General features: G+C 41.6%; 18 protein-coding genes. 14 read left to right on the top strand and 4 right to left on the bottom strand.

Going from position 1 to position 17925, the window contains the following annotated elements:
• Nucleotides 1-5 precede the first annotated feature (5 nt).
• The 4 genes from IGK63_RS12065 (at nucleotide 6) to IGK63_RS12050 (ending at nucleotide 3914) form a co-directional block, all read left to right on the top strand.
• Nucleotides 6-1292, top strand: a complete 1287-nt coding sequence (locus IGK63_RS12065; protein ID WP_233499057.1) for an ABC transporter substrate-binding protein — start codon at nucleotides 6-8, stop codon at nucleotides 1290-1292.
• 71 nt (nucleotides 1293-1363) lie between these two features.
• A complete protein-coding gene (locus tag IGK63_RS12060; RefSeq protein ID WP_223347117.1) occupies nucleotides 1364-2281 on the top strand; it encodes a carbohydrate ABC transporter permease in 918 nt (305 codons plus the stop codon).
• A complete protein-coding gene (locus tag IGK63_RS12055) occupies nucleotides 2282-3151 on the top strand; it encodes a carbohydrate ABC transporter permease (RefSeq protein WP_016612658.1) in 870 nt (289 codons plus the stop codon).
• 64 nt (nucleotides 3152-3215) lie between these two features.
• Nucleotides 3216-3914, top strand: a complete 699-nt coding sequence (locus IGK63_RS12050) for a DUF624 domain-containing protein (protein WP_016612657.1) — start codon at nucleotides 3216-3218, stop codon at nucleotides 3912-3914.
• A 103-nt stretch (nucleotides 3915-4017) separates the two neighbouring features.
• Here the strand turns inward: IGK63_RS12050 and IGK63_RS12045 are convergent, their stop codons facing one another.
• Genes IGK63_RS12045 through IGK63_RS12035 form a run of 3 tightly spaced genes read right to left on the bottom strand, consistent with a single transcriptional unit; the run spans nucleotide 4018 to nucleotide 5921 of the window.
• A complete protein-coding gene (locus tag IGK63_RS12045) occupies nucleotides 4018-4854 on the bottom strand; it encodes a histidinol-phosphatase HisJ family protein (RefSeq protein WP_016612656.1) in 837 nt (278 codons plus the stop codon).
• Between the two features lie 19 nt (nucleotides 4855-4873).
• Entirely contained in the window at nucleotides 4874-5515 is a 642-nt protein-coding gene (locus tag IGK63_RS12040) for a sugar O-acetyltransferase (protein ID WP_016612655.1), read from the bottom strand.
• A gap of 13 nt (nucleotides 5516-5528) precedes the next feature.
• The gene (locus IGK63_RS12035; protein WP_008380837.1) at nucleotides 5529-5921 is read right to left on the bottom strand and encodes a VOC family protein; all 393 of its coding nucleotides are present in this window, start codon (nucleotides 5919-5921) and stop codon (nucleotides 5529-5531) included.
• 170 nt (nucleotides 5922-6091) lie between these two features.
• Here IGK63_RS12035 and IGK63_RS12030 point away from each other — a divergent pair, with 170 nt between their 5' ends.
• Nucleotides 6092-7072 carry an ROK family protein gene (locus IGK63_RS12030; protein WP_016612654.1) on the top strand — a complete coding sequence of 327 codons (981 nt, stop codon included), beginning with the start codon at nucleotides 6092-6094 and terminating at the stop codon, nucleotides 7070-7072.
• An 88-nt stretch (nucleotides 7073-7160) separates the two neighbouring features.
• Here the strand turns inward: IGK63_RS12030 and rnhC are convergent, their stop codons facing one another.
• A complete protein-coding gene (gene rnhC, locus IGK63_RS12025) occupies nucleotides 7161-8087 on the bottom strand; it encodes a ribonuclease HIII (protein WP_016612653.1) in 927 nt (308 codons plus the stop codon).
• A 216-nt stretch (nucleotides 8088-8303) separates the two neighbouring features.
• On the opposite strand from rnhC, the gene zapA reads away from it, so the two are divergent.
• The 9 genes from zapA to IGK63_RS11980 all read left to right on the top strand — a co-directional run bounded on the left by zapA (nucleotide 8304) and on the right by IGK63_RS11980 (nucleotide 17868).
• Complete coding sequence (zapA, locus tag IGK63_RS12020) at nucleotides 8304-8744, top strand: cell division protein ZapA (RefSeq protein WP_005228634.1); 441 nt, start codon at nucleotides 8304-8306, stop codon at nucleotides 8742-8744.
• A gap of 23 nt (nucleotides 8745-8767) precedes the next feature.
• Nucleotides 8768-9322, top strand: a complete 555-nt coding sequence (locus IGK63_RS12015; protein WP_016612652.1) for a CvpA family protein — start codon at nucleotides 8768-8770, stop codon at nucleotides 9320-9322.
• A 78-nt stretch (nucleotides 9323-9400) separates the two neighbouring features.
• Nucleotides 9401-11764 carry an endonuclease MutS2 gene (locus IGK63_RS12010; protein WP_429972513.1) on the top strand — a complete coding sequence of 788 codons (2364 nt, stop codon included), beginning with the start codon at nucleotides 9401-9403 and terminating at the stop codon, nucleotides 11762-11764.
• Nucleotides 11765-11860: 96 nt separating this feature from the next.
• Nucleotides 11861-12175, top strand: coding sequence for a thioredoxin (gene trxA, locus IGK63_RS12005; protein WP_005228645.1), 315 nt, complete (start codon nucleotides 11861-11863; stop codon nucleotides 12173-12175).
• Between the two features lie 178 nt (nucleotides 12176-12353).
• Nucleotides 12354-14588 (top strand): L,D-transpeptidase, encoded by a 2235-nt coding sequence (locus IGK63_RS12000; protein WP_016612649.1) that lies wholly within the window; start codon nucleotides 12354-12356, stop codon nucleotides 14586-14588.
• A 123-nt stretch (nucleotides 14589-14711) separates the two neighbouring features.
• The gene (locus IGK63_RS11995; protein WP_005234324.1) at nucleotides 14712-15038 is read left to right on the top strand and encodes a PadR family transcriptional regulator; all 327 of its coding nucleotides are present in this window, start codon (nucleotides 14712-14714) and stop codon (nucleotides 15036-15038) included.
• Nucleotides 15025-15705, top strand: coding sequence for a DUF2812 domain-containing protein (locus IGK63_RS11990; RefSeq protein WP_005234326.1), 681 nt, complete (start codon nucleotides 15025-15027; stop codon nucleotides 15703-15705). The genes IGK63_RS11995 and IGK63_RS11990 overlap by 14 nt, the downstream gene beginning before the upstream one ends.
• Before the next feature lie 17 nt (nucleotides 15706-15722).
• Nucleotides 15723-16622, top strand: a complete 900-nt coding sequence (locus IGK63_RS11985) for an ABC transporter ATP-binding protein (RefSeq protein WP_005234329.1) — start codon at nucleotides 15723-15725, stop codon at nucleotides 16620-16622.
• Nucleotides 16615-17868, top strand: coding sequence for an ABC transporter permease (locus IGK63_RS11980; protein ID WP_008380850.1), 1254 nt, complete (start codon nucleotides 16615-16617; stop codon nucleotides 17866-17868). The genes IGK63_RS11985 and IGK63_RS11980 overlap by 8 nt, the downstream gene beginning before the upstream one ends.
• Nucleotides 17869-17925 lie beyond the last annotated feature (57 nt).

Raw genomic sequence — 17925 nt, 5'->3', positions numbered from 1 at the left:
TGGCTATGAACTTTGGGAAAATTGCTAAAACATCTTTATTGGCGTCTTCAGTAGTCTTATTTGTTGCTTGTGGGCAAGAAAACAACAATAATGATTCGGATGGAGAAATCACAACGATCCAGTTTTATACGTGGGGAGGTGAAGGTGACCTTCCCATCTATGAGCCACGCATCAAAGCATTTGAGGAAGCGAATCCTGACATAAAAGTAGACTTCGTTCAAGTGCCAAGTGATTATGACACCAAACTGCAAACAATGTATGCCGGAAATGAAGCACCTGACGTTGTCCAAGTGGCAGAAAATGGGCAAAACTTTGCTTCTAAGGGATTGTTTATTGATCTTTCAGAATATATTGAGGAATCATCGATTGACGTAGAAAGCAATTGGGGGGAGGCAATAACCCAATATACCTATGATGGCCAACCATTTGGTTTGCCGGATAGAGGGGGCCCGGAAATTCTTTACTACAATAAAGACTTATTTGATGAAGCAGGGATCGAATACCCGACAAATGATTGGACGATTGAAGAATACACAGCTGCTGCCGAAAAATTAACAAAAATAGAAAACGGCGAAACGGTTCAGTATGGTGCTAGTGGAATGGATTGGGTGCCAAACTGGGGAGTATTTATCAAGTCCAATGGTGGTTCCCTTGTGGAAAATAATGAGGTTGTGATCAATTCTCCCGAAAACTTAGAAGTTCTTACTTGGTTTAATAATCTATACCAAGACGGTTATGTTGGCACATATGAATTCTATGAATCTGTTGCGCAGTCTGGTGCGGATTCAATGTTCTCACAAGGTAGAATTGGTATGTTGACGACAGGATTTTGGAATATTGGCAACTTCACACAACTGGATGATTTAAATTTTGATATTGCACCGATGCCTTTCTTCAATGAAAAAGTTACATGGCCTTTCGGAAGTGCCTTAGCGATTTCTAAGCAATCGACCAAACAAGATGCCGCCTTTCGATTCATTGAATATATGACGAGCGAAGAAGCACAAAAAATTCTTGGTGAAAGTTTAGTGGATTCTCCTGCCAATATCAAAGTATTGAACTCTGAAGAATTTACCAATAGACAAGTAAATGGGAAAGATCTTCGCTTGGACGTCGTAGGAATCTCGACAGAACGTGTTGTGATCGATGGTATTTTCGAAGGTCCTTACTATGGAGAACTGACCGGTGAGTTCAGTAATCAAGTAAAAGAAATGCTCCTTGGCCGTTTAACACCAGAAGAAGCGCTTGAGAAAATGCAAGAATCTGGCGAAAAAATCATGGAACAATATTAATTCAGAGAAAGGATAGCTTAGGGAAGAAAAAATTTTCTTCCTTAAGCACCTTAGTTAAGGAGGGTTTCCTATTGGACATTTCAGCGACACAACTTCAACTAAATCAAAAAAAGCGTAAGCGGACTCAGTCCCGCTGGTTTTTTGCCTTTGTTTCACCTTGGATCATTGGGTTTGTTTGTTTTACCATTGGACCAATGATTTTTTCGATCATCATGAGTTTTACTGATTGGGATATGTTTTCGGAATTTAATTTTATCGGATTTGATAACTATCTGCGTCTTTTTAAGGATGATATTTTTTTAAAAGCTTTAGCAAATACTTTTCAATATACCTTGATCAGTGTTCCAATCAATTTGTTACTTTCATTAGGTATGGCTTATTTATTGAGCTTTCATTTGAAAGGGATGCGTGTTTTTCGTACCATCTATTACTTACCTTCCATTGTACCAATCGTTGCGAGCACGATGCTGTTTACCCGTTTGCTTTCTTCCAAAGGACTAGTCAACCAGGCACTAGCCTTATTTGGTATCGACGGACCAGTTTGGCTGTTGAGTAAGGACCATGTGCTTTGGAGCTTCGTATTCCTTTCTCTATGGGGTGTCGGTGGAACAATGATTTTGATGTTGTCTGCTATCAATAGTGTGGGGGAAGAAATGTATGAATCGGCACTTCTTGATGGTGCATCCAGATTCAGGATGTTTATTAGTATAACCATTCCCCAAATTTCGCCGATTTTATTTTTCAACCTGATTACCGGAGTCATTGGCTCCCTTCAAACCTTTACTCAAGTATATATGATGACCGGTGGTGGGCCTGATTATGCCAGCGAAATGATTGTTCCGTACCTTTATCGAAATGCCTTTTCATTTTATCGGATGGGCTATGCTTCGGCAATGGCTTGGGTGTTGTTTATGATCGTGATGGTCTTATCCTTGATCGTGCTGAAGAGCTCAAGCTTATGGGTATTTTATGAAGAGGAGGTGAAGTAAGTGTTAGATAAAAATCTATCCAAAGTATCTAAATTATTGATCTATCTGTCCTTGATTTTGTTTGCGGGAATTTTGATCATTCCATTCGTTTATATGATTTCGATTGCACTAGCTTCGCCGGAGTCAAATATCAAAGAACAGTTCACTTTACTGCCGATGGAATTCTATTTGTCCAATTTCACCAATTTGTTTAGAGATTCCTTTTCAGGAGAGCGACCAATCTTGTTGTGGTTTTTCAACACGATGCTGATCGTCGTTCTTAGCATTGTTGGACAAATTATTTCTTCGACACTGGTTGCTTTTGGCTTTGCCCGAATGAAGTATAAACATAAAAATAAATTGTTTCTATTGGTATTAGGAACAATGATGTTACCAGGTCAAATCACCTTGATTCCTGTGTTTTTGATTTTTAGAAACTTAGGTCTTTATAACACTCTTTGGCCACTGATCATCCCGCAATTCTTTGGCTCTGCCTATAATATCTTTTTTACTCGCCAATTTATTACGGCGATTCCGGGAAACTTATTTGAAGCGGCAGAAATGGATGGTTTAGGACCATTTAGATCCTTTACCAAAATAGTCTTACCTTTGATCAAACCAGCGATGGCTGCCATTGCTATTTTTACCTTTAACTTTGCTTGGAGCGACATCATGGGTCCTTTGATCTATGTATCAGATACGAGCAAAATGACCTTAGCTTTAGGCGCACAATCTATGTCCGCCACCTCCAATCCAGCGGGTACCGTCAATATGTCGATGTTAATGGTAATGTCATTGCTGCTGACACTTCCACAGATCGTTATCTATTTCTTAGGACAAAAATATTTGTTCCAAATCAATTTGGGGATTGGCAATAGCGGGACAAAATAAGTTGAAGAGCTTATGAAAAAACTGACGATCGCATATAGAAAAATAGAGTTACAAGGAGCGACAGATGGAAAAAAATATTCGACAACCGGAGATCAATCAAAAAGATAGCTACAAACTGTTTCATCATCTATCTTATTTAAATTATATTATCTATACTTTTCTAGGGACGCTGCTGTTTTGGTTGTTCAATTTACCCCTTCTTTTTTTATTGCTAACAATGGAAATCAAACTTAGCACCTTACCATTGTTTCTCCTGTCCTTCTTGCCAGTAGCCCCAGCTTTTACAGCGTTACTCATCTATTTGAAAGAAGCAAAGGAGAAAGATGGTACCCCAAAAGTATTTTTATTGGCCTATCGCAGGAAATTTAAGCATAGTCTTCTAGGGTGGCTTCCTGTTTTAGTCGTTATTGGGTTATGTAGTGCAAATTTATTGTTACTGAGGGTCACGATCCAAATCACTGAATTGAAATGGCTAAATCTGTTTCTGCTGATCGTCGCCTTGACGTTTGCGATCAATTATTTTTTAGTGGTCGCAACGGCACCGTCTCTTTCAATCAAGGAAGCTCTTTTGCTTAATCTCCAATTATTTATTTTGAAATCCAGCCGATATATGTTAAGTTTTATGATCATCATTAGTAGTTGGCTGCTGTTAGCCTTGGTTCCAATTTATCTGGCATTATTTGGCGTAGGGCTGATTGCCATCTTATTATTACTGAACTTTGCGCCAGTCATGGAGTTTGCGCGAAAGCATTCGGTTCGTTGAGCAACAAAAAATCACCTGATCATGGAGCAACCTCGAACAGTTAGACCAAAACTCTAACGAGTCGAGGTAGCTTCAGTATGCGTTTTATCAGGTGATTTTTAGGTTAAGCAAAACGATGAAAAATCGGCTGCATCTGTTCAAACGTACAGAGTTCAGTAAATCCTAATGATCGCAAAAGATCTTGTCCCTCTTTGATTTGAAACCTGAGCTGCTCTGGTTTATGACTGTCGCTGCCGATGGTTAGCACGCTTCCCCCCAAGTCACGATAAAGCTTGAGGATCTCGATCGATGGCGTATACCCATTGATTCCGTAACGGTGGGAAGAGGTATTCAGTTCAATGCCTTTGCCATCTTTGATCACGACTTTCAAGATCTCTGCGATTTGTTCTTTCGTTTGTTCAAAAGCATCCTTCTCTTTATCTAAATAACGACGAATCAAATCCATATGAGCTAAGACGGAATACTCTTTATATGTCGTGACCAGCTGATACATTTCATCATAATAGCGCTCGTAGCATTCCTGTTGGCTGCGTCCTTTTTGAAATTCTCCAGTCCAAAATTCTTGATCGTCTACCTGATGAACGGAAAGTAAAATGAAGTCAAAGGGATGCGAATGATAAAGACGGGTAAATTGTGGGATCGTGTGCATTTGCATCCCAAATTCCAGCCCAGTTTTTAGCTTGATTTGGTCACTGTATGTTTCCTTTAAGCGTGCCAGTTCGGTAAAATACAAGTCGTAGTAGACATTTTTTACGACTTTATTGGCTCCGACGAGGTACGCATCCGTCGCTTGCCAGTCTTCTTTGACCCCATAATCCACATGATCGGTAAAGCAGATTTCTGCTAAGCCTAGGTTAATGGCGTCTTTGACTACATCTTCCATCAAATACCAAGAATCATCGCTGTAATCACTATGAACGTGATAGTCTGTAAAAATCATGGCGTCTCCTTTTGTTTCGTTATTTTTGCTGCTTCTGCCAGTCTGCTCGTTTTTGATAATAAAGCTGGGCGGCCGTTTCCCAATGCTCTTTGTCAGTCGGCTGAATCTCACGGATCAGACGGGCTGGATTGCCGCCGACGATCGTATTCGGCGGCACATCTTTTGTGACGACGGAACCAGCAGCGACGATGGCATGTTTGCCGATCGTGACACCTGGTAAAATCGTACTATTGCCTCCGATCCAAACGTAATCTTCGACGGTGATCGGTAGGCCAAATTCCAAATCTTGACTGCGGACCACAGAATCGATCGGATGGCCGGCTGTATAGAAGCTGACCCGTGGTCCCACCATCACATGATCACCAATCAGAATCTTATTGACATCTAAAAAAATGCAATCCATATTGGCATAAAAGTGATCACCAATCTCAACATGGCGACCATAGTCGACAAAAAGGGGTGGTTGGATAAAGCAATGCTGCCCAAATTTGCCAAAGAGTGCTTTTTCTTTGGCGATGATTCCTTCTCGGTCATCGACTGGTAAAAGGTTGATTTCCTGGGCCCGTTTTTTCCCCTCCACTGAGCCATTCTCAGGGAGAATACCGGCAGCTTGATACAGTTGACCAGCCAACATCGCTTGATAATCAAAATCTTCTTTCATTGCAAAATCCTTTCTAAGACGGTAAATCGTCGGTGGTTAATTCAATCAAATTGCCTTCGGGGTCTTGGACAACTGCTTCATAATAGCCATCGCCTGTCGTACGAGGACCATTTAAAAGAGGGTAGCCATCTTCAACAAACCGTTGAGCGTATCGATCAACGTCAGCTTGATCACCTACTGCAATCGCAAGGTGAGTGTAGCCTAAGCTCTCACTGACACGAGGGCTTAAAAATTTCTTGGTCGTTAATTCTAACCGACTTCCAGAATCAAAGGTCAAAAAATAGGACTGAAAGCCTGTTTTCGGATTATGATATTTTTGGTTGCTGACCGCCTGAAAGTAGGTTTCATAAAATGTTCTCATTTTTTCTAAATCATTGACATATAGTGCGATGTGTTCAATTTTCATTATTGACAACTCCTTTAATAAGCAACATGCGTCGTTCTTTCTTCGTTCCTTTTTGAACTTAGTAAACTTTGTTTAATAAGTTGCTTCTATTATACCTTTGTTAACAAAATTAATAAAGGTGTATTCCCAGCTTTTTATCTGTTAAAATAGGAGCGTTGAGGGGGAGAAAAATGAAAGCTTATCAGCCAACGACCATTAAATTACATAATCAGGCAGTATTGCTGGATTTGCTAAAACAGCAGCAAGCGCCTATGACCAAGCGCCAACTGGCAGATGCCTCTCAATTAAGCGTGGTAACGATCAACAAGCTGCTTCCTGAATTGATAGAAAAGCAGTTGCTTTTGACGACGGATCAACCGCAACGAACGGGAGGACGTCAAGCTGCGGCTTACCAGTACAATGCGCAACGGACACTGTTGTTGATCATTCAGTTTATCGAAGAAGACCAGCAGATCGTGATTCGTTTTTCAGTCGTCGATCTCGTCGGGAACATTTTGCATCATGAGCAGTCAGCAGAGGGCCGATTGCCGCAGTTCTTGCAAGTGATTCGTCAGAAAAAACAGGAATACCCGAAAATCAGCTTGGCAGTCGTGGGAATTCCTGGTGTGGAAATTGCTGGAAGACTGAAGATCATGGATGCTCCAGCATTTAAGGACATGGCGCTAGGGGAATTGATTGAAAAGGAGATCGCGGTAAAAACGCTTATTGAGAATGACGTGAATGCTGCGGTATTTCATTTTAAAGAAGAGAAAAAAATCGTGGCTGGCATTTATTTTCCAAAAAATTATCCACCAGGTGCGGGACTGGTCATCGACCAACAGCTCTTTAAAGGAGCCAACCATTTAAGTGGCGAAATCAAGCATTTGCCGCATCTTTACAAAGTTTCTTACCCTTTGGCAACAGAGGCGATCCAAGAGCAAGTGACTGCCACTCTTCAAGCGATCGTGGCAGTCACGGACCCGCATCAAGTCATTTTGTTTTTGCCCTCTGAGTGGCAGGCGCTTGTGCCGCGCTCTTTTTTGGAAAAGCAGCTGGCAGCAGTGCTTCATTATGGCGTCTTACCAAAGTTACACTTTTCAGATCGGTTTTCAGAAAACTATTTGGCTGGGTTGATCACGATGGGAATCGAAGCAGCGGGCTTAGGGCTTTGATTCGCAGCATTTAAATGGTACTGAGGACAAAAACTGCCGCTGCTTCCTTTATCAGAAGCAGTGGCAGTTTTTTTGAAAATACGAGAACTCACAGTTTAGCGAGTTTCTGTGCTTTTTCGGTATTCGCAAAATGCAGTTTGGCATATTTGCCCAATAGTGCTATGCCACCTTGCTGCAGTAATTTTGCGGCAACTTGGTCAGCAGCTGCGTGGGCGCCAGAAGGCAAGCGCATACCGACTTCTTTGGAGGTTGCCTCTAATTCATCCAAAAAGACTGTACGACATAAAATAGAGGCTGCCGCTACTGCTAGATGATATTGTTCACCTTTCGTCGCAAAATAGAGCTTTTCGGTAACCGCTGCTTGTTCCGATTTTAAATAAGTGCGATAATTTTTTTCGCTTGTGAACTGATCGATCAAAATGGCATCTGGTGTCTCAGGAGCAATCTTTTGCAAAAGCAAACGAATGGCTTGATTATGCAAAGCAACTTTCATTCGGACCGTGTTGTATTTTGGTTGGATCTCGTTGTATTTGCTGGGTGTAACAGTGAGCAATTGGTAAGGAACCAATTCTTTGATTTTCGGCGCCATCTTACGGATCTCTGGATCTGTCAGCATTTTTGAGTCCTTGACACCTAAGGCTTTCAGCTGTGGCAATTGCTCTTTTTTGGCATAGACGGCACAGACCACCAAAGGACCGAAATAACTGCCGTTGCCGACCTCGTCACTGCCGACGACGCTTTTTTCGCTAAATCCTGCTGGCAACGCAGTGGTTGAAACAGTCGCTTTTTTCTTATCCGGTACAGCACTTGCCGTATCGCCCCATAAGGAAGCTTCTTTTTCAGCAGTCGCTCCTTGAAACATGACTTTTCCAGACGTATAAGCAGTGATCGTCGTTGGCCCTTTTTTGGCGACAAACGCTGTATAAGGAACTTTCTTAGCCAGCAGTTCTCGTTGGTAAAATTGCTGCATCTTTTTGATAGTTGAAGTTGGTACTTTGATAACGATCGTACTCATTTGATTCCTCCTGTTTTTTTGTCTTTTCTTAGGTAGACAAAAGGATACTTTAAGATTTTACCATACTTCTTATTCTTTTTTACTAAGACGATCAGCAAACAAACGATTGGCATGGAAATTCATAAGAAAATCACGTATAATAGTTAAGAGTTTGCGACACATGTTCAATAAGTGATAGAATAGAGCAGAATGTAAGCAATGGGAGGAAATATTCCTATGACGGAGCAAAAGAAACGCTATAAAGCAGTTATCGCGAATCAAAGTTACACGATTATTGGACGCGAAAGCAAAGAACACATGGATATGGTGACAAGATTGGTCAATGACCAACTGCTTGAGATCATGCAATTATCGCCACAAACCGATCAAGAACAAGCGTCGATCTTATTAGCGATCAACGCTGTTTCCGACCAGCTGAAAAAACAAGAACAGCTTTTGGTCCTACAAAAAAAAGTGGACGAGTTGCGGGGACAAGCCATTAAAGCAACGGAGCTTGAGAATCGCATCAAGCGGATCGAAGCAATCGAATCCGAAGCACGGAAAGTTCTCGATGAGACAGGTCGCAGTGATGTGGAGATCCATAATCATGTGGAAGCACAACAGATCTTAAATGAACAAAGGAAACGAAAAATTCAAGAAAAGACAGCCCATGGGTAGTGCGGCGTAGAAAGGATTCCTAAATGATTGGATTATTTGTCTTGGTTTTGTTGTTGGCAGCCTTTTACGGCGGCGCGCGGCGCGGAACCAGTTTACAATTGGTCTCAGTTTTGGGCTATTTGCTCTCTTTTTTCTTTGCAGTTGCGAATTACCAAGAAATTGCGAAAAAAATTGAGCTCTATGTTCCTTATATGTCAGTAACGGCGGATTCAAAGTTAAAATACTACGATATGGAACTGGCTTTAGATTTAGACAAAGCCTATTATGCGGCCATTGCTTTTGTGATGGTACTCTTTGCTGGTTGGCTGATCACCAAACTATTAGTGATTTTTGCAGACAGTTTGCGTTACAAACGCCTACGTTTTTTAGGCGGCTATGACTGGGCAGTTGCGGGTGTTTTGAATGTCATCTTGATGTATATCAATTTGTATATGTTTTTCATGATTCTCTCAATGATCCCGTTTGCCACGATTCAAAATCTGTTTGAAACGAGCGGAACTGCGAATTTCATCGTTGATCGGTCACCGATTCTCTCAGATTACTTCTATCGATTGTGGATCACAGATGTGATTGGGTAAAAAGCAGGCAGATGGTTGCAGAGCCATTCTGCCTTTTTCTTAGGAACAAAAAGTTAAAACAAAGCAGGTGAGAAAAGAATGAATACTAAGATCCTTGATGTTTTAGGATTTGAACAAGTAAAGAGTCAAATCGGTCAGTATATCGTAACAGCCCAAGGAAAAGAAGCCTTAGCAAAGCTTGTGCCATCAAGTGATGCGCAAGTCATTTCCTCTTGGCTAGCAGAAACAGAAGACGCGATCAAGATCCAGCGTTTAAGAGGCGGAATCCCTGTACCAAAAATTGAGAATATTCGTCCCCAAATGAAACGGATCGAAATCGGCGCAGATTTAAACGGCGTTGAATTGGCACAAGTTGCCCGCGTCTTATCAACTACGCAGGAATTGAAACGCTTTTTTGCTGATTTGTCTGAAAGTGAGATTGAATTTTCCCGCTTGTATCACTGGGAAGAACAGCTGGTTTCTTTACCAACCTTGAATCGTCGCTTGAAAGAAGCTATCGATGAGGATGGCCGAGTCACAGACGATGCCTCTCCAGCACTTCGGGGAATTCGTCAATCGATCCGACGAGCAGAACGGACGATCCGTGAGACATTGGATGGCATCGTCCGAGGTGGCAATGCAAAGTATCTAAGTGATACGATCGTAACCATGCGAAATGAGCGTTATGTGATTCCAGTCAAACAAGAATACCGAGGTGTTTTCGGCGGCGTGGTTCACGACCAAAGTTCATCTGGTCAAACCTTGTTTATCGAACCGAAACAAGTAGTGGAACAAAATAACCGCTTGCGTCAGCATCAAATTGCGGAACGGGACGAAATCACTCGTATTTTGGCGGAATTATCAGCAGAGTTAGCTCCGTACCAAAGAGAGATCCTCCATAATGCATATGTGATCGGAATCATGGATTTCATGAATGCCAAGGCTCGTTTTGGGAAAGAGATGAAGGCAATCGTACCAGCGATCAATCAAGATAACCATGTCTTTTTTAAACAAGCACGTCATCCATTGATCGATCAAGAAAAAGTCGTTCCTAACGATATTACGATTGGAAAAGACTATCAAGCTGTTGTCATTACTGGGCCGAATACCGGCGGGAAAACCATCACCTTAAAAACATTAGGGCTATTGCAGATCATGGGCCAAGCCGGCTTACCAATCTTGGCAGAAGAAGAAAGCCAAATGGGGATCTTCAATGAGATTTTTGCGGACATTGGTGATGAACAATCCATTGAGCAAAGTCTATCGACCTTTTCTTCACATATGACAACGATCGTTGATGTGTTGAAAAAAGTCGACGAAACAAGTCTGGTGCTTTTTGATGAACTAGGTGCTGGGACCGATCCCCAAGAAGGGGCAGCACTAGCAATTGCGATTTTGGACGAACTCGGGGCTAAGTCGGCTTATGTCATGGCGACGACCCATTATCCAGAATTGAAAGTTTATGGCTATAACCGATCCAATACGATCAACGCCTCTATGGAGTTTGATGTCGATACCTTAAGTCCGACCTATCGCTTGTTGATCGGGGTTCCGGGACGAAGCAATGCGTTTGAGATTTCGAAAAGACTTGGCTTGCCAGAGACGATCATTGATCAAGCCAAAGAGATCATGGACGGAGAAAGCCAAGACCTGAATGAAATGATCGCTGATTTAGAAAATCGAAGAAAAATGACGGAAACCGAGTATCTGGAAGTTCGTCATCATGTAAAAGAAGCAGCCCGCTTGCACCAAGAATTAGAAGCAACTTACAGTTATTTTTTTGAAGAACGCGAAAAAGAATTGGCAAAAGCCCGTCAAAAAGCCAATCAAATCGTAGAAGAGGCTAAAGAGGAATCTGAAAAAATCATTGCCGATATTCGTAAAATGCAGTTAGCCGGCGGTCAAACGAAGGTCAAAGAACACGAACTGATCGACGCGCGCACCAAGCTATCAGGACTGCAGCAAGAAGAACATCTGCAAAAAAACAAGGTTCTGCAAAAAGCCAAAGCAGCCAAGACGCTGAAAGAAGGAGACGAGGTACTCGTAACTTCTTATGGGCAGCGTGGGGTACTGTTGAAAAAAGCCGGTAAAAATCAGTGGCAAGTCCAAATCGGCATTCTGAAAATGAATTTGCCAGAAACAGATCTCCAACCAGCAGCGCCAGTGAAGGAGCCTACACAGCGTATCGTTAATACGATTCGTTCTGCTGACAGCAGTCCAGTGGTCAATCAGTTGGATTTACGCGGCAAGCGGTACGAAGAAGCCCTAAATGAAGTGGATCAGTATTTGGATGCAGCAATTTTGGCAGGCTATCCGCAGGTGACGATCGTTCACGGTAAAGGAACTGGCGCATTGCGTCAAGGGATCACTGACTACCTAAAAAATCATCGCTCGGTGAAAAGTTTTGAATTTGCGCCAGCAAATCAAGGGGGCAATGGAGCGACCATTGTGAAGTTTAACTAAACGTTAAGAACCCTTACCTTTTGTAAGCAGACGATTTTAAAAAAATTCCGATACGTGGTATACTTTTTTTAGTTTTAAAAATGGAGGGGAAGTACGATGGCAAAAGAAATTACCGATAAAACTTTTTCAGAAGAAACCGATAAAGGCTTAGTCCTTATTGATTTTTGGGCAACTTGGTGTGGCCCTTGTCGTATGCAAGCACCGATCTTGGAACAATTAGCGAATGAATATGAGGAAGACGAATTGAAGATCGTGAAAATGGATGTGGATGAAAATCCTGAAACACCTGCTTCATTCGGGATCATGTCTATTCCTACTTTGTTGTTGAAAAAAGACGGACAAGTCGTTGATAAAGCAATTGGGGTGCATACAAAAGATCAATTGAAAGCTTTAGTTGCGGAACATATGTAATAGAAGAAGTGTTTTTGAAGCAATAGCCGAAAGAGGCTATTGCTTTTTTGTTTTTGGGAGGTTTTTTTTAGATATTTCTTTCGGCAGTGGTATACTTAAAGTGGGGAGTGGCACTAAAAAATATCTCGTTTATATAGTAAGAAAGTGATACCAAAATAGGATTAAAGGGGGAATAAAAATGAAAAAGTTGAAACGCGGGTTGTTTCAAGGCGTTGCGATTGTTGGGGTACTGGTTGCACCCATCGTAGGAACGATCACACAAGTCTATGCAGCAAATGAAGGGGATTCGACAACAGCTTCTTTCGCTGCGCAAGAGACGACGTCAGAAAGTTTCTCAGAAGAAAGCGCAGCATCATCTCAAGAGGCCAGCACTGAGAGTATAGGGTCAAGTACGGCAACAGAGTCCTCATCAGCGGCTACCTCTTCATCAGAAACAACGTCAAGTACTGGCACGGCTACGACTGAGACCAGTCAGACCGAGACCACCCAAGACTCATCTACTCAATCGACGGAAGAAACTTCGGAAGAACCAGAACTTGGGAACATTGATGTTGAACCAGTTGCAGATAAAAACCAATATGTAAAAATCAAGCCGGTCGTAGCAACGGATCCAGAAACACACAAAATCCTTTACCGTTTTGAGAAGGATCAATTGATCGAACAAGGAACGATCGATGAATTAGCTGGCAAGGTATACCGTAGTGTCAAACGGTATCAAGGTGCCGATAAGCGGACCTATCTTGAAATTCGTGACGATCAAAAGGTTGTCGGTGTCGTAGCAGAAGCAGCAGTGAAAGTTGCCAGCGGAACCTTCAAAACCGAGAAAAAATATGCAACCGTTACAAGTGCGAAAGAACCGCTTTGGCAAGATGTGTTTTTAGATAAAAAAACGAGCACTTCTTCAAGCATTGCTGGTCAAACTTTTGAAATCAAAGAAGTATTCACGACGAATAATAACGTGGTCTATTACGCATTGTATTCAAATAAAAATGTTCTCATCGGTTGGATAAAAGCTACCGGCGTTAAGTTAGCGACAACTCCTGGGGGTGCATGGCAGTCTGAATCAAAATATGCCACGATCATCAGCGGGAATTATACGCTATGGCAAAATTTTATTTGGACAGCGAAGAAAGGAACGACAGCCGCTTTAAATGGCAAAACAGTCAAAGTTACTGGGAAATATCGTCACTTGAATGGGTCAACGTACTATTCCCTTTATACAAATAACAATAAATGGCTAGGCTATATCAATGCCTCGGGTGTTAAGTTAACGACGGATGCACAAGGTGCCTATCAATCCTACGGAAAATATGTGACATTGACCAAGAAAAATTACACGATTTGGGGGAATTTCCGTTGGTCGAGTAAGAAAAATACTACAACGAAATTAGCGGGAAAAACCTATCTTGCAAAAGGAAGATATAACCATGTCAATGGCGGTGTCTACTTGTCCCTTTATGATGCTAACGGAAAATGGATCGGCTACTTAAATGCCGATGCAGCAACGGTTGCCAACAATCAAGGCGGTACTTGGCAAAGTGAAAAACGCACAGTCCGCCTAAAAAGTAAGAATTATACCTTATGGCAAGATTTAGCTTTTGCGAAGAAAAAAGGCAGCAGCGCTGATTATATGAACAAGAATATTCAAGTTACTGGGAAATATCAACATTTCAACGGCTCCACCTACTATTCACTTTATCTCAATAACAAGTGGCTGGGTTACATCAATGCAAGTGGGGTGACTAATGCCCATACGATCACCTCTCAAAGCAACATTAGCCGCTACGTGGTCGTCAAGAATGGGGATGGCAATTTCTTTGAAAAAGCTGATCCAAATAGTACGAAACTTGGGAAAAAGAGTGCCTACAAAGGGTATATGGCACAAGCGACCAAACTAGCAAAAACGAGTGATGGCAACTACCTGTATCTCGTTTCGCCAGCCGGTCGAATCGGTTGGGTCAAGGAAAATCAAACCACAAATGTAAATAGTAACTTTTGGATGTATACTACTGGAGGAAAATATCCTTCATTAAACGTTCAAAACTTAAATATTGAAGTATCCATCAGCAAACAGCGGGTTTATATCAAATCAGGGAATAAAGTGATTTATACGATGCTTTGCTCGACCGGTGCCTTCAATACACCAACACCTTTAGGGAATTTTCGCATCCAAGCAGAAAAAGGCTTAGCTTTTTCAGGAGCCGCCTACTACCGTTCCTTTAAAGACCATGGGGTCTATTTATTCCATACGATCCCAACGAGTATCGCTTGGTCCACCAATGCTTTTAGTTCCGTTGAAGGACGAAAATTAGGCACTCGGGCTTCTCATGGCTGTATTCGATTAGCAGTGCCGGATGCCAAATGGTTTTACTATAACATGCCTTATAATACGCCTGTCAAAATTGCTAATTAATGATCAAAAGTCGTTTCCGTCAACGGAGACGGCTTTTATTTTCCCCAAAAAAAAGATTGACGCTGGCTATATCATTCGATAATATATCATTAAGTGATATAGTTAGTGGGATGGAGGAATCAAATGGATGAGGCATTGACAGATTCAACCTATTTGATTTTATTAGCGCTTTTAAAGCCAAAACATGGGTATGTCATTATGAAACAAATCCATGAGCTAAGCCAAGGAACATTTGAGATTGGCCCCGCGACGATGTATACGATTTTGAAAAAGCTGACGAAAAAGGGGTGGATCGATTTAGAAGAAAGCGTCGATCGAAAAAAAATCTATCAGATTACACCAGAAGGAAGACAGGTTCTGGAGAAAGATATTCAGCGACGCAAACTATTTTATCAAATCGGAGAACAGGTCTTCGAAGCGTTAGGAGGGGAACAAGATGGGCATCAATAAGAAATATCTTCTTTCTCTTGGAGTCGCCTATTATCCGGAAAAGGAAATGGTTCGTTTACAAAAACAAGCGTCAATGGGCTGGCATTTTGTGAAGATGAATCGGTTAGGGTTTTTGAAGTTTATCAAAGGAAAATCGGAAACGACCAAATATGCAGTGGACTTTTTCGAAGGAGATCCTTCTGAGATCGTTGATTACCTAGCGATGTATCAAGCTGGGGGCTGGACCTATATCAGCAATTATAAAGATCGGTATTTTTATTTTAAAGCATCTCCGGATACACCAGCGATTTTCAGCGATCAAGAAAGCTATCAAGAACGAATCGATAATGAGACGCGCTATTTGATGAAAAAATCGATTCTGTTTTCAGTGGTCAGTTTAGCAATTTTAGCAGTGATTTATTTTTCCATTCGTTATTTCAATATTCGTACAAATCCCTTTTGGTCCTTTGGGCTAGGATTGATTACTGGGCTAGTATTTATTCCGATAGGGGTAGGATTGACCACGATTTTGATGAAATTTTTATACAAAAATCGAGCAAGTTATTACAATGAACCAGAGAAACTGGCGAAACGCCAACGGGTGATCCGCGACTCTATCATCTTGATGGTTGCAGGAGCAATCGTTGGTGCCATTATCGGTTTTTTCTTTAGTGACATATTTTATTAGACAGGGAAGGTGAGCATGTGTTAGAAGCAAAACAGCTAGTAAAAACATTTGGGGATTATACAGCAGTCGATCAATTGTCTTTTACCATCAATGATGGTCAGATTATGGGATTAATTGGTCAAAACGGAGCAGGAAAAACGACGACATTCCGATTGATCTTGGATTTTTTGAAAGCCGATCAAGGAGAAGTATTATGGGATGGTCACAAAATTAGTGAAAAAGAATACAATCTTATTGGCTATCTGCCAGAAGAACGCGGCTTGTATCCAAAAGTCACGATTGAAGATCAATTGATCTACTTCGCGCGTTTACGTGGCAAAAAGAAAGAAGACATCGTACCCAAAATCGACTATTGGATGGACAAGTTTAAAGTCAAAGGCAAGAAAACTGATAAAGTCAAATCTTTATCAAAAGGAAATCAGCAAAAAGTTCAGCTAATTTCAACGTTGATCCATGAACCAAAATTAGTGATTCTAGATGAACCGTTTAGTGGCTTAGATCCAGTCAACGCGGAACTGTTGAAAAACGGGATCATTGAACTGAAAAAAAATGGCTCTTGTGTCATCTTCTCCAGTCATAATATGGATAACGTAGAAAAAATCTGTGACCACTTGATTATGCTAAGGGATGGTCAAACTGTCTTAAACGGAAAGGTCCATGAAATTCGTGAATCCTTTGGACGAACGAAAGTTTATTTGGAGTCTAATTTGACGAAAGAACAGCTTTTGGCAGTGGCAGGTGTTGAGGAAGTCATTGCCAGAGAAGACGGCAGCTATGATATTACGATCGCTGATCCTGCAGTAGGAAAAACCTTATTTGATTTAGCGACGGCGGATGGTTATATCCCTATGTTCAATCAACAACCGCCAACGTTAGAAGAAATCTTTAAGCGGAAGGCAGGAAAAACAAATGAATAAGTTTTGGGTAATCGCATTAGATGTTTATAAGAAAAATATCAAATCAATTTCGTTTTTGATTATGATATTGGTTCCATTCATTGCAATGGGCGGATTTTATCTGATTAGTTACTTTGCCGATGGTATGAGCAGTGTGGATAAAATTGTCGTTTATGCGAATGAACCAGCCATTGCGCAGACCTTTGTGGAGCAAAGTAGCGATGATTATGAATTTGAAGTTGTGGAAAGCGAAGAACAAGGACAACAACAGTTGGCTGACAAAGATGCTGATGCCTTGTTAGTTATTACTGCTTCAGGGGATACGCTGCAAGGGGAATTATTAAGCGAGTCCTCAATGGGGCAAGCTTTAGAGCTGACGATCCAACAATTATTGACGGGCTTGCAGTCCTCCTTTCGAGCTAGTGAGCTTGGATTGACTGCTGAGCAAGTGGCAGTTCTTAGTGAAGTTGCACCGCTTGACCGGCAAAAAGTTTCCTTCAGTGAAGGTGGCGAAATGACCTATGGAGAAGATAATACCGCGATGCAAGCAGCAGTTAGTACCATCGCAACAATCGTTCTCTTTTTCTTTATCATCACTTACGCACAAATCATTGCGCAAGAAATTGCTTCTGAAAAAGGCACACGCATCATGGAAGTCATTTTGTCTAGTACCCGGGCGCAAACCCATTACTACGCCAAATTAACTGGGGTGATCATGGTTGCAGCGACCCAGCTAGTTGCGTATGTTGCGATTTTTGGCGGGAGTTATTTCTGGATCAAGGACAACTCCATGGTAAAAGACTTATTAGCAAGTTTTTCATCAGATGGCATTTTTGGTCCTTTCCTCGTGTTTGCGATCGTTTTCGTCTTCTTAGGAATCTTGATCTATTCTGTCTTGTCAGCCCTTTGCGGGTCGTTAGTGAACAAAGCAGAAGATACAGCGAAAGCCATTATTCCAGTGACGTATCTTTCGTTGGGCGGGTATATGCTAGGAATCGTACTAGGCGGTATGGATCCGCATAACGTTGTTTTACGAGTAACTTCTTATATCCCATTCTTGTCCTCGTATATTATGCCAGTACGGCTTGCTAATGATACAGTGGGGATTGGCGGAGCGTTGATTTCAGTAGGGATCCTTGCTGTTACCACGATCGTCCTGATGCTGGTTTCTGCAAAAATGTACAAATCAAATGTCTTGATCTATAACGACAATGGCATCTTGGCAACGTTGAAACAATCACTGGTGTTAATGAAAAATGAGAAATAAACAAAACGCCCGATCCTTTTTGTGATCGGGCGTTTTTTATTGGCTAGAATCTAGAAA

Source organism: Enterococcus sp. AZ040, assembly GCF_050499185.1.
GTDB classification, from domain to species: domain Bacteria; phylum Bacillota; class Bacilli; order Lactobacillales; family Enterococcaceae; genus Enterococcus_D; species Enterococcus_D entomosocium.
The sequence above is the reverse complement of the archived record's forward strand: the minus strand, read 5'-3'. Positions and strand labels throughout refer to the sequence as shown.

What these genes read in the sequence shown, in the direction of transcription:
- IGK63_RS12065 (WP_233499057.1), top strand. Translation starts at nt 6, where the DNA reads ATGAACTTTGGGAAAATTGCTAAAACATCTTTATTGGCGTCTTCAGTA.
- IGK63_RS12050 (WP_016612657.1), top strand. Translation starts at nt 3,216, where the DNA reads ATGGAAAAAAATATTCGACAACCGGAGATCAATCAAAAAGATAGCTAC.
- IGK63_RS12045 (WP_016612656.1), bottom strand. Translation starts at nt 4,854, where the DNA reads ATGATTTTTACAGACTATCACGTTCATAGTGATTACAGCGATGATTCT.
- IGK63_RS12040 (WP_016612655.1), bottom strand. Translation starts at nt 5,515, where the DNA reads ATGAAAGAAGATTTTGATTATCAAGCGATGTTGGCTGGTCAACTGTAT.
- IGK63_RS12035 (WP_008380837.1), bottom strand. Translation starts at nt 5,921, where the DNA reads ATGAAAATTGAACACATCGCACTATATGTCAATGATTTAGAAAAAATG.
- IGK63_RS12030 (WP_016612654.1), top strand. Translation starts at nt 6,092, where the DNA reads ATGAAAGCTTATCAGCCAACGACCATTAAATTACATAATCAGGCAGTA.
- rnhC (WP_016612653.1), bottom strand. Translation starts at nt 8,087, where the DNA reads ATGAGTACGATCGTTATCAAAGTACCAACTTCAACTATCAAAAAGATG.
- zapA (WP_005228634.1), top strand. Translation starts at nt 8,304, where the DNA reads ATGACGGAGCAAAAGAAACGCTATAAAGCAGTTATCGCGAATCAAAGT.
- IGK63_RS12015 (WP_016612652.1), top strand. Translation starts at nt 8,768, where the DNA reads ATGATTGGATTATTTGTCTTGGTTTTGTTGTTGGCAGCCTTTTACGGC.
- IGK63_RS12010 (WP_429972513.1), top strand. Translation starts at nt 9,401, where the DNA reads ATGAATACTAAGATCCTTGATGTTTTAGGATTTGAACAAGTAAAGAGT.
- trxA (WP_005228645.1), top strand. Translation starts at nt 11,861, where the DNA reads ATGGCAAAAGAAATTACCGATAAAACTTTTTCAGAAGAAACCGATAAA.
- IGK63_RS12000 (WP_016612649.1), top strand. Translation starts at nt 12,354, where the DNA reads ATGAAAAAGTTGAAACGCGGGTTGTTTCAAGGCGTTGCGATTGTTGGG.
- IGK63_RS11995 (WP_005234324.1), top strand. Translation starts at nt 14,712, where the DNA reads ATGGATGAGGCATTGACAGATTCAACCTATTTGATTTTATTAGCGCTT.
- IGK63_RS11990 (WP_005234326.1), top strand. Translation starts at nt 15,025, where the DNA reads ATGGGCATCAATAAGAAATATCTTCTTTCTCTTGGAGTCGCCTATTAT.
- IGK63_RS11980 (WP_008380850.1), top strand. Translation starts at nt 16,615, where the DNA reads ATGAATAAGTTTTGGGTAATCGCATTAGATGTTTATAAGAAAAATATC.